This window comes from Novosphingobium fluoreni (genome assembly GCF_014196615.1).
Lineage (GTDB): Bacteria > Pseudomonadota > Alphaproteobacteria > Sphingomonadales > Sphingomonadaceae > Novosphingobium > Novosphingobium fluoreni.
Window position 1 is genome coordinate 59322 of the sequence record NZ_JACIDY010000006.1, and the last position, 9740, is coordinate 69061.

The following is a 9740-nucleotide window of genomic DNA, read 5'->3' on the forward strand; positions in this document are numbered from 1 at the left end:
GCTTAGCGCCCAGGCCACATCGTCAGGAAGGTATCGACGACGTTCTCAAGATCCTGCCGGGTCGCGCCCGCCTGGAATTTCACGGACAGCCCCTGCAGCACAGTCGTAAGGCAGGACGCCAGAGCCTTCGGGTCTACGTTATCAGGTAGATCTCCATCACGGCGCGCGCGATCGAAACGCGCAATCATCGCCGCTTCGGAAGATGCCCGACGGGCGCAGACATGCTCACGGATCGATTCCGCTTCTGCACATCCCGCCACAAGCGCGATCACGCCAAGGCATCCGTGGGGATCGGAGCCGCCGCAATGTGTACTGAGGGCTCCGCGAAGGAGCTTTTCCGCCACGCCGCGGGCGGTGGGGGCATCCAGCGCCGTGCCGATATAGGCAAGCTTGTCCCGCTCGTAGAGGTCCAAAGCCTTGCGGAACAAGGCTTCCTTGTTGCCGAAGCAGGCGTAGAGACTGGGCTTGGTGATCCCCATGGCTTCGGTCAGGTCCGCCATGGAGGCGCCTTCGTAGCCCTGCTTCCAGAAAACCCGCAGCGCTGCTGCGAGCGCCGTGTCCGGATCGAATTCGCGAGGACGTCCGCGAACCGCTGTGGTGGTAGCTAGAGAGGTCATTCCAAGCTCTATGTAGGGATATGACAAGCCCGCGTCCAGTTTCCCGCGTTGATGCGATTGGAAGAAGGCTTGCCACGTCAGAAAGCTTGCTGGAACCGCTCGTTTTTGCGAGGCATTGAAACGCGCCGCCATCCGGCAAATTACGATAACGGAGTTGCCAGGGAATGAGTGGATGGCGATGAACCGGCAGACGCCCGGCATTGATCTACCCGTATTCCTGCAGGGCCGGGGCGAGTTATCGCGCCGGATCGCCACATTCGACTGGTCGGCAACGCCGATCGGTGCGATCGCGCAATGGCCTGCCAGCTTGCGGCATACCGTGGGCATGATGCTGTCCAGCCCGGTCCCACTGGTGCTCCTTTGGGGAGAGGAGGGCGTCATGATCTATAATGACGCGTATTCCGTCTTTGCCGGTGGGCGCGATTCGCGCCTGCTGGGCTCCAACGTTCGCGATGGGTGGGAGGAAGTCGCCGACTTCAACGACAATGTGATGCGGGTGGGCCTGGCGGGTGGCACGCTGAGCTATACCGACCACGAATTGATACTGCTGCGCAATGGCCGCCCGGAGCAGGTCTGGATGAACCTCGATTATTCGCCGGTTCCCGGTGACGACGGCAAACCGGCGGGCGTTATCGGCGTCGTCGTGGAAACGACCGACAAGGTGCGCACGCGCAAGGGACTTGAGGAAGCGAGCGCACGCCTGCTGTTCCTCGATCAGCTGAGCCAGGCCATCGCCCAGAAGTCCGGCATCCAACAAGTGCTGTTCGAAACGACGCGGATGACGGCGCAGCACCTAGGCGTCACCAGTTGCGTCTACGCCGATCTGGAGGCGGACGAGGATGGCGTTACCATTCGCGGCGAATGGTACGCGCCGGGACAACCCCCGACGGTGGGCCGATACCATCTGTCCGATTTCGGCGATCTGGCGGTTCGGGAGCTGACAGGCGGACGGCCGCTGATCATCAGCGACGTCCATTCGCAACTCGATGCCGGCGCGGCGGCGGAGTTCGGCAGAATTGGGGTGATGGCCACCGTCTGCATGCCTCTCATCCGCGATGGGCATCTGATCGCGTTGATGGCCATCCAGCATAACGCGCCCCGCCGCTGGTCGGACTATGACGTGGGAATCGTTCGCGAAGTGAGCGAGCGATCGTGGGCCTATGTGCAGCATGCCCGCGTCGAGGGTATTCTCAGCGATCGCGAGGCGTTCAACCGCCAGATCCTGGATAGCGCGATCGATTATGGCATCGTCGCGACTGATCTTGATGGCAATGTCACTCTCTGGAATCGCGGCGCGACGGAGATGCTGGGTTGGCGCGAGGATGAGATGCTGGGCCAGCCGATGGCCCGTTTCTTCACGCCTGAAGATCGCGAGCAAGGGCGGCCTGCAGCAAAGCGGCGAGAGGCGTTATTGCTGGGCCGCGCGCACGACGCACGCTGGCATTTGCGCAAGTCCGGCGAACGGTTCTGGGGCCTGAGCGAGATGATGCCCTTGGTCGGGCAAGCCGGCGAACCGATCGGCTTCGTGAAGCTGATGCGCGATCGTACGGCCGAGTATGAGGCGCAGGAGGCGTTGCGCCAAAGCGAGGAGCGATTGCGGCGGGCGCAGGAGGCGGGCGGCGTGGGGCTGTTCTCGGTCGATATCGCAACCGGCCTGGTCAGCGCCAGTGAAGAGCTATGCCGCATCTTCGGGCTGGAGGTGCAGGCAGAGCTGGGTGCCGAAGTTATGGAGCGCTTGGTTCTGGAGGAAGATCGCGCTCTGGTGTCCAGTGCCAGTTCGCGTCAGGCCGGGTCGGCTTTGCTTGACGTCGAATATCGCATTCGCCGCGCCGATACGGGCGAGGAGCGGACGGTCGCGCGCAAGGCGGACTTCGAATACGATGCGCAGGGCAATCGTGTCCGCATGGTTGGCGTGGTGCAGGACGTCACCGATCGCATCCGTATCCAGCGCGCCCTGGAAAAGAGCGAGGCGCAATTCAGCGCGCTGGCCCAGAACATGCCCGCGCAAGTCTGGACGGCGCGGTCCGACGGTTCGGTCGATTGGCTGAACGATCAGTTCTTCCGCTACATCGGTCAGGCGAGGAATGGATCGAGATATGAAAAGTGGATCAAGGCGGTTCACCCGGACGACCTGGACGGCATCGTCAAGGGATGGACAGCGTCCACTTCATCAGGCGAGCCATTCGAAACCGAGTTCCGCCTGCGCGATAGTACGGGGGCGTACCGCTGGCATCTGACTCGCGCGGTGCCCCTGCACGATGCGCGCGGTGCCATCACGGCGTGGGTAGGCACGAATACCGAGATCGAGGCACAGAAAAGGGCCGAAGCTGCGTCGGTCAAGGATCGTGAGCGACTTTGGACGATCAGTCAGGATCTGATGCTGGTGTGCAACTTCGATAGCGTGATCACCGCCGTCAATCCCTCCGCCAAGCGGATGCTGGGCTGGGAAGAAGCCGAGATGCTGGGGCGTTCGCTAAGCGAGTTCGTGCATCCGGACGATCTGCTGCAAACCCACCGCGAAGTCGCCAGTCTGGCCGAGGGCAACAGCACGCTGGCCTTCGAAAACCGGTACCTCATGCGTGACGGTGGCTACCGCCTGCTGGCTTGGACCGCCGTGCCGGCCGATAACCGTATCCATGCCATCGGTCGCGATATCACCGAGCAGCGCGAGATCGAGGAAGCCCTGCGGCAGAGCCACAAGATGGAAGCCGTAGGCCAGCTGACCGGCGGCATCGCGCACGATTTCAACAACCTGCTGCAGGGCATCACCGGCAGCCTGGACATCATGCAAAAGCGCATCGCGCAGGGTCAGACCACCGATCTTCCGCGCTGGATCGAGGGTGCGCGCGGATCGGCGGAGCGGGCGGCATCGCTGACGCATCGCCTGCTGGCCTTCTCCCGGCGGCAACCGCTGGACCCCCGGCCGGTCCGCGCCAATCCGCTGATCGATTCGATGGACGATCTGCTGCGCCGCACGCTCAGCGAAAACGTCACCTTGTCGATGACGCTGGATCCGAACCTGTGGCTTACTCGCTGCGATCCCAACCAACTGGAAAGCGCTATTCTGAACCTGGCGATCAATGCGCGCGACGCGATGCCGGACGGCGGTGTGCTGACGATCCAGACCGAAAACGTCACTCTCGATCGCGCGTTCGCGGGACCGCACCGTGATGTGGCGCCGGGGCAATACGTCTGCCTAAGTGTCGGCGATACTGGAACCGGCATGAGCCGCGAGGTGATCGCCAAGGCATTCGAGCCGTTCTTCACCACCAAGCCGACTGGCCAAGGCACAGGGCTGGGGCTGTCGATGATCTATGGCTTTGCCCGTCAATCGGAAGGCCACGCTTTGATCGAGTCCGTCGAAGGGCAGGGCGCCACGATCAAGCTTTACCTTCCGCGCTATTGCGGTGCCGAAACGCCCGAGCAGGACGCGGCCACGGATGCCCTTACGCCTGCTTCCAGAGCCAACGAGGTAGTGCTGGTGGTGGAAGATGAGGCGGTGGTTCGCAGCCTCATCATCGAGGTGCTGAACGAGCTTGGTTATCATGCGATCGAGGCCGCGGATGGGCCCGAAGGGCTGGCCAAAGTGCAGGCGCCGGGCCGGATCGACCTTCTCGTCACGGACATCGGCTTGCCGGGGCTGAACGGGCGACAAGTGGCCGATGCCGCCCGTGTCACCCGTCCTGAGCTGAAAGTGCTGTTCATGACCGGCTACGCCGAGAACGCAGCGCTTGCCTCCGGCTTTCTGGAACCGGGAATGGCCTTGATCACAAAGCCATTCGCCATGGATGTCCTCGCGACACGGATCCGCGAAATCATTGAGGGAGCAGCGGCGACTTAGTCCAGGATCGACTTCAGCGCCGTCTCCACATCGCTCATCGCGAAAGGCTTGGCCAACAGCCCTGAGTGGCCCAGCGCATCGGTCTGCTCGCCGGCGCCGTAGCCAGTTGCCAGCAGGAACGGCACGCCGCGTTCTCTCAGCTTTTCCGCGACCGGCGTGGAAACCTCGCCATGGCCCAGGTTCAAGTCCAGGATCGCGCCATCCAGCGCTTCGGTCGAGGCAAGCTTGAAAGCCTGGTCCAAGGTGGAGGCGGGGCCGACCACGTCATAGTCCATGTCCGTCAGCATATCTTCCAGCATCATGGCGACGAGCATCTCGTCGTCCACCACCAATACCCGTTTGCGCCCCATCATTGCCTCTTCTTTCAAGACATCTACCGCAAATCAGTCGGATTGATGTTCGAAGCCAATTTATTGCGCTCGATTAGGAGGGGGGAAGGCATTTGAAAAGAGCCAGCATCGACCCAAAGGGGGTCTTGGAGGGCAATTGCGCCTTTCTACAGCGCTTTCTGCAACCGAAAAGCAGGTCGGCGGCTATTATTGGCGGTAGTTGAAGCTGCGGATCGGGTAGGACTGGCGGGATGAATACAACGATCGATCCAACGACCGGCGCAGCATCCCAGCACGCACCGTTGATCGTTACGGCGGAGATGCCGCCCGATATCCTCGGCTGGGCTGATGCCCTGCGGAGGCAGCATTTCCCGCCCGAGCGCAACCAGCTACGCGCTCATGTCACGCTGTTTCACGCCCTGCCGCCGTCTTCCGAGGAAGAAATGCGTCGCCTCCTGTCGGCGCTGGCAGCCGCCCCGCCGCCCGAGGCTTGCCTGACCGGAATCATGAAGCTGGGCGGCGGAACAGCGATCGCCATCGATTCTCCCGCGATGCTATCGCTGCATGACGCGATAGCGGAGCGGATGCACGGGATGCTTACCCGGCAGGATTCCCAGCGGCCACGCCTTCATGTCACCATCCAGAACAAGGTGACAGGCGAAGCGGCGCACGCGTTGCAGGCCGAGCTCGCTCCCGATTTCCGCCCCCGCGCCTTCCGCTTTCACGGCTTGGGCTTGTACGCATACGAGGGCGGACCGTGGCGACCGATCCGGACTTTTGCGTTTCGCGGCTAAAGACTGAACTCTGCGGTTGACCTCTCCGAATGCCCGCCCTAAGGGACGCGGCCTGCACCGCCTGAGCGGTTGCAGGGGCCACCGGATGGTGGCTTGGCCTGGCGGAGTAGCTCAGCCGGTTAGAGCAGCGGAATCATAATCCGCGTGTCGGGGGTTCGAGTCCCTCCTCCGCTACCAGGCCTTCGATCTTCACATGATCGCAATTGAACGGCACAGGCTTGTCGAATTGTCGAGCGGTGTTGCCGCCCGCGCGCTTTGCGGCGACCAGCGCGTGGTCGGCATCGCGCAAGGGGCTGTCCAGGCTTCCCAAGTGATGGCCAAGAGGCGCTATCCCGATTGACGCGGTGACGCGTGGCATGTCTGGCAGGCGCGCCATCGGTTCGCTGATCGCAGTCAGGATACGGGCCGCCACGCGATCGGGATCGCGGATGGTCAGGCACCCGAACTGATCGCCACCCAGGCGAGCCACCGCGCGAATGTCACCAGCTTCCTCAATGCGGGATAGCCGATCGCCCACTTCGGCCAGAACCTTGTCGCCCAGCAGGTGGCCGGACCAATCGTTGATCGTATGGAATTGATCGAGATCGATCATGATGAGGTAAAACCCGATCTCCGCGTCTTTCAGAGCCTGCATGAAGGCGCGACGGTTGCCCAGGCCCGTCAGATCATCGATGCGCGTAAGCTTGTCGGCCTCGATTTCCACGACGGCCCGCTCTCGCAGCCGCGCTTCCAAGGCACTTTGCCGGCGCCCCATCGCGTAAAGCGAGGCGAGTGCGAACAGGACGATCGAAAGGGCAACTTCATCAGCTTTATATTGCTCAAGCCGAGTGAGCCCGTCGTGCAGTGTATCGGCGACGTCGAAGGAGAGGCACAAGGCAGAGGCGGCAAGCGCGATTAGAAAGGGTGATGAACGCCAAACCCACGCCTTCGCCGCCCCCGTTTTTCGGAGGAAAGGCGTCAAGTAACGCGGAACCCTGTTTTTCCCCATGATCCATCAGACCAAAGGCGACAATTCTTAACAAAATCTAAAATGGCAGCAGGGAAACTTCCTTAAACGTTGAACAGCCATCGAAGATAATTTGCACAGTCATCCTCTATGGAATTGTCGTGCCCTGATCCTAACCGTCTTTAGCGGTGGAATTGAGGTTTTTCGGGCCTTTCACTTCGCTTTCGCCAAGCTGACCCGTGCCATGATATGCCGCACCGGATTGACCGCCGTGGAATTTCTCCTCGTCTTCCAACGAACCTTTATCGGTGTGCGGGTTGGGATAGGCGCCCCCTTGGCTTTCACTTTGCGAGCGACCATGGGTAGTGGCCGTTCCCACTCCGTCGTCTCGCACGCTTGGCCGGCCTTTACCGCTGGCCTGCAGCGGAGATTTGCCTTTTTCATCTACGCTTTGTTCGTCGTCATCCATGAGCTCGCCTCTCCAGTCGGTGCTTTGCCGCAAGAACTTAATCGCTGAAGAACGACAAACGTTCCGTGCCCGCGGACTTGCGTGGCCACCGTCTCCCCTTCTAAGCGGGTAGCGTAGCCGCGCTTGTCTTTCGGTGTGCCAAGGAGTGATCGCATGAGCCAGACCGTCTATCCCGTCCCGGCCGAATGGGCCGCAAACGCTTTGGTGGACGAGGCCGGCTACCGTGAGATGCACCGCCGATCACTCGACGATCCGGAAGGCTTCTGGGCCGAGCAGGCGAAGCGGATCGATTGGATCACACCCTTCACTCGCGTGAAGGAAACCAGCTTTGACGAGGCGGATTTCGGCATCCGCTGGTTCGGCGATGGTGCGCTTAACTTGTCCGCCAACTGCCTCGACCGGCATCTGGAAGCGCGCGGCGATCAGGTGGCGATCCTGTGGGAGCCGGATAGCCCCGATGAGCCGGAGCGGCGCATCACCTACCGCCAGCTGCACGCCGATGTCTGCCGTTTTGCCAACCTGCTGAAGAGCCGTGGCGTGGGGAAGGGCGATCGGGTCACGATCTATCTGCCGATGGTGCCCGAGGCGGCGGTGGCGATGTTGGCTTGCAGCCGGATCGGCGCGATCCACTCGATCGTATTCGCCGGCTTCTCACCCGAGGCGCTGGCGGGCCGCATCCAGGACTGCGACAGCCGTGTCGTCATCACGGCGGACGAGGGCCTGCGCGGTGGCAGGAAGGTGCCGTTGAAGGCGAACGTCGATGCCGCGCTGAACCACGCGCCGGGCGTGGAAACGGTGGTCGTGTTGAAACGCACGGGCGCCGACGTGGCGATGCGCGATGGTCGCGACATCGATTGGGCGGACGGCATCGCAGAGCAATCGGCCGAGTGCGAACCGACCGCGATGGGCGCGGAAGATCCGCTGTTCATCCTTTACACCTCCGGCTCCACCGGCAAGCCCAAGGGCGTACTGCACACCACCGGCGGGTATACGGTGTGGGCCGCGATGACGCACGAATACGTCTTCGATTACCGCCCCGGCCAGATTTACTGGTGCGCGGCCGATGTTGGCTGGGTGACCGGGCATACCTACGTCATTTACGGCCCGCTGCTGAACGGCGGCACCACCGTGATGTTCGAAGGGGTACCCAACTTCCCCGATCCGAGCCGCTTCTGGCAAGTGGTGGACAAGTTCGGTGTCGAGATCTTCTACGGCGCGCCCACCGCGCTGCGGGCCTTGATGCGCGAGGGCGATGAATGGGTGGCCAAGACCAGCCGCAAGTCGCTGCGCCTGCTTGGCTCAGTCGGCGAACCGATCAACCCCGAGGCGTGGGAGTGGTATTACCGCGTGGTCGGCGAGGAGCGTTGCCCGATCGTCGACACCTGGTGGCAGACCGAAACCGGCGGCGCGACGATCACGCCGTTGCCGGGCGCAACGCCGATGAAGCCCGGCTCCGCCAGTTGGCCGATGTTCGGGGTGAAGCCACTGCTGCTGGATGCAGATGGCAATGTCCTGGAAGGCGCGGCAGAGGGCAGCCTTGTCATAGCTGATTCATGGCCTGGACAGATGCGCACCGTCTGGGGCGATCATGACCGGTTCTTCCAGACCTATTTCACCACCTACAAGGGCTATTACTTCACCGGCGACGGCTGCCGCCGGGACGCGGACGGGTATTACTGGATCACCGGCCGTATCGATGATGTGATCAACGTTTCGGGCCATCGCATGGGTACGGCGGAGATCGAAAGCGCGCTCGTCGCCCACAGCAAGGTGGCCGAAGCGGCAGTGGTCGGCATGCCGCATCCGGTGAAGGGGCAGGGGATCTACGCCTATGTCACAACCAATGCCGAGGTGGAGCCCGACGATGCCCTGCGTGCCGAGCTGGTGAAGTGGGTGCGCACCGAGATCGGCCCGATCGCCACGCCAGACGTGATCCAGTTCGCACCGGCCCTGCCCAAGACGCGTTCGGGCAAGATCATGCGCCGCATCCTGCGCAAGATTGCGGAGAACGACACCGGCAACCTGGGCGACACTTCCACATTGGCGGACCCCAGCGTGGTCGATCACCTGCTCGCCAATCGTCCGGCAACCGCGGAGGCCTGATAGCCCTAGCGTTCCAAGATGCGGTCGGTCAGGGGTTCACGCCCCTGCCAGCCGCGTCGCTCCAGTTCCGGCGTATCGGAGGGCTGGGCGGGATAGCCCAGGCATAGCACGGCGATCAGTGACCAATGGCGCGGAACGTCCAGCATCCTTCTGACGACCTGAGGGTCCAGGATGGACACCCAGCCCAGGCCGATCCCGCGAAGGCACGCCGCCAGCCACAGCGTCTGGATCGCGGCGACGCAGGAATAGCGCCGCATTTCGGGCATGGTGCCGACGCCTAGCCCATGGCCGGTCTGTGTTTCCTCGTCACAGAATACTGCAAGTACCTCCGGCGCTTCGGCAATGCCGTGCAGCTTTAGCGACCGGTAGAGCGCCTCGCGCTCTTGCCCCTCGTAGCGCTGCGCGGCCCTGGCGTTCTCGGCATCGACATGCGCCGCCAGCTCCTCTTGCAGGCCGGATGAGCGCAGCCGTACCCAGCGCCAGGGCTGCGAATGGCCGACCGAGGGCGCCAGCGAGGCGAGGGTCAGCAAGTCCTGCATGTCCGCCTCGGCGATGGGCGTCGTGGCAAAGTGCCTGACATCGCGCCGCCAGCGCAGCAGTGTCTCGAACTCGGCGGCGAAGCGGTCGTCAAAGGGCGGCAT

General features: G+C 62.8%; 9 protein-coding genes and 1 tRNA gene. 5 read left to right on the plus strand and 5 right to left on the minus strand.

Annotated elements, in window-relative coordinates; genetic code table 11:
* Nucleotides 1–2 precede the first annotated feature (2 nt).
* Nucleotides 3–617, minus strand: a complete 615-nt coding sequence (locus GGR39_RS12350) for a TetR/AcrR family transcriptional regulator (protein ID WP_058737962.1) — start codon at nucleotides 615–617, stop codon at nucleotides 3–5.
* Between the two features lie 178 nt (nucleotides 618–795).
* Between GGR39_RS12350 and GGR39_RS12355 the strand changes: the two genes are divergently transcribed.
* A complete protein-coding gene (locus tag GGR39_RS12355) occupies nucleotides 796–4458 on the plus strand; it encodes a PAS domain S-box protein (protein WP_183617432.1) in 3663 nt (1220 codons plus the stop codon).
* Here GGR39_RS12355 and GGR39_RS12360 read toward each other — a convergent pair.
* Nucleotides 4455–4811: a response regulator gene (locus GGR39_RS12360; protein ID WP_058737961.1), complete on the minus strand. Its 357-nt coding sequence runs from the start codon at nucleotides 4809–4811 to the stop codon at nucleotides 4455–4457. The genes GGR39_RS12355 and GGR39_RS12360 overlap by 4 nt on opposite strands.
* A 227-nt stretch (nucleotides 4812–5038) precedes the next feature.
* Between GGR39_RS12360 and GGR39_RS12365 the strand changes: the two genes are divergently transcribed.
* Both GGR39_RS12365 and GGR39_RS12370 read left to right on the plus strand, forming a co-directional pair.
* Nucleotides 5039–5581, plus strand: coding sequence for a 2'-5' RNA ligase family protein (locus GGR39_RS12365; RefSeq protein WP_183617433.1), 543 nt, complete (start codon nucleotides 5039–5041; stop codon nucleotides 5579–5581).
* Between the two features lie 100 nt (nucleotides 5582–5681).
* Nucleotides 5682–5758 (plus strand) — tRNA-Met (locus tag GGR39_RS12370).
* Here GGR39_RS12370 and GGR39_RS17565 read toward each other — a convergent pair.
* Nucleotides 5715–6215, minus strand: coding sequence for a GGDEF domain-containing protein (locus tag GGR39_RS17565; RefSeq protein WP_425490603.1), 501 nt, complete (start codon nucleotides 6213–6215; stop codon nucleotides 5715–5717). The two genes, GGR39_RS12370 and GGR39_RS17565, sit on opposite strands and share 44 nt — an antisense overlap.
* Between GGR39_RS17565 and GGR39_RS17280 the strand changes: the two genes are divergently transcribed.
* Complete coding sequence (locus GGR39_RS17280) at nucleotides 6156–6479, plus strand: hypothetical protein (protein WP_246388675.1); 324 nt, start codon at nucleotides 6156–6158, stop codon at nucleotides 6477–6479. The genes GGR39_RS17565 and GGR39_RS17280 overlap by 60 nt on opposite strands.
* Nucleotides 6480–6699: 220 nt before the next feature.
* Here GGR39_RS17280 and GGR39_RS12380 read toward each other — a convergent pair whose 3' ends face one another.
* The gene (locus GGR39_RS12380) at nucleotides 6700–6996 is read right to left on the minus strand and encodes a hypothetical protein (RefSeq protein WP_183617434.1); all 297 of its coding nucleotides are present in this window, start codon (nucleotides 6994–6996) and stop codon (nucleotides 6700–6702) included.
* 153 nt (nucleotides 6997–7149) lie between these two features.
* Between GGR39_RS12380 and acs the strand changes: the two genes are divergently transcribed.
* Entirely contained in the window at nucleotides 7150–9099 is a 1950-nt protein-coding gene (gene acs / locus GGR39_RS12385; protein WP_183617435.1) for an acetate--CoA ligase, read from the plus strand.
* Between the two features lie 5 nt (nucleotides 9100–9104).
* Here acs and bluB read toward each other — a convergent pair whose 3' ends face one another.
* Nucleotides 9105–9740: a 5,6-dimethylbenzimidazole synthase gene (gene bluB / locus GGR39_RS12390; RefSeq protein ID WP_183617436.1), complete on the minus strand. Its 636-nt coding sequence runs from the start codon at nucleotides 9738–9740 to the stop codon at nucleotides 9105–9107.

Excerpts from the sequence above, each read along its gene's own strand:
- GGR39_RS17565 (WP_425490603.1), bottom strand. The coding sequence starts at position 6,215 with ATGCAGGCTCTGAAAGACGCGGAGATCGGGTTTTACCTCATCATGATC.
- GGR39_RS12380 (WP_183617434.1), bottom strand. The coding sequence starts at position 6,996 with ATGGATGACGACGAACAAAGCGTAGATGAAAAAGGCAAATCTCCGCTG.
- GGR39_RS12350 (WP_058737962.1), bottom strand. The coding sequence starts at position 617 with ATGACCTCTCTAGCTACCACCACAGCGGTTCGCGGACGTCCTCGCGAA.
- GGR39_RS12355 (WP_183617432.1), top strand. The coding sequence starts at position 796 with ATGAACCGGCAGACGCCCGGCATTGATCTACCCGTATTCCTGCAGGGC.
- acs (WP_183617435.1), top strand. The coding sequence starts at position 7,150 with ATGAGCCAGACCGTCTATCCCGTCCCGGCCGAATGGGCCGCAAACGCT.
- GGR39_RS12360 (WP_058737961.1), bottom strand. The coding sequence starts at position 4,811 with ATGATGGGGCGCAAACGGGTATTGGTGGTGGACGACGAGATGCTCGTC.
- bluB (WP_183617436.1), bottom strand. The coding sequence starts at position 9,740 with ATGCCGCCCTTTGACGACCGCTTCGCCGCCGAGTTCGAGACACTGCTG.
- GGR39_RS12365 (WP_183617433.1), top strand. The coding sequence starts at position 5,039 with ATGAATACAACGATCGATCCAACGACCGGCGCAGCATCCCAGCACGCA.